Origin of the sequence: Erythrobacter donghaensis, assembly GCF_001557325.1 — a bacterium.
Classification (GTDB): domain Bacteria; phylum Pseudomonadota; class Alphaproteobacteria; order Sphingomonadales; family Sphingomonadaceae; genus Erythrobacter; species Erythrobacter donghaensis_B.
In genome coordinates this window covers 1-267 of record NZ_LSJS01000288.1, presented here as the reverse complement: position 1 = coordinate 267, position 267 = coordinate 1, and the positions used below count along the sequence as shown (strand labels likewise).

At 65.5% G+C, this 267-nt stretch carries 1 protein-coding gene; it reads left to right on the top strand.

Going from position 1 to position 267, the window contains the following annotated elements:
• Positions 1-32: 32 nt before the first annotated feature.
• Positions 33-267 (top strand): IS66 family insertion sequence element accessory protein TnpB (gene tnpB, locus AX692_RS16240; RefSeq protein ID WP_419470598.1); only part of this gene is annotated, 235 nt, incomplete at its 3' end.

The following is a 267-nucleotide window of genomic DNA, read 5'->3' as shown; positions in this document are numbered from 1 at the left end:
TCGCGCTCGGCCACACGGATATGAGGAAGGGCATGCAGGGCCTGGCGCTGCTGGTGCAGCAAGGCCTCAAGCGTAATCCCCACGGCGGTGATCTGTTTGTATTCCGCGGCCGCGCAGGCTCGCTGATCAAGATCATCTGGCACGACGGGATCGGCATGTCGCTCTACGCCAAGCGGCTTGAGAAGGGCCGGTTCGTATGGCCCTCGGCGAGCGAGGGAACGGTGTCGCTGACCCCCTCGCAGCTGGCCTGCCTGCTGGAGGGGATCG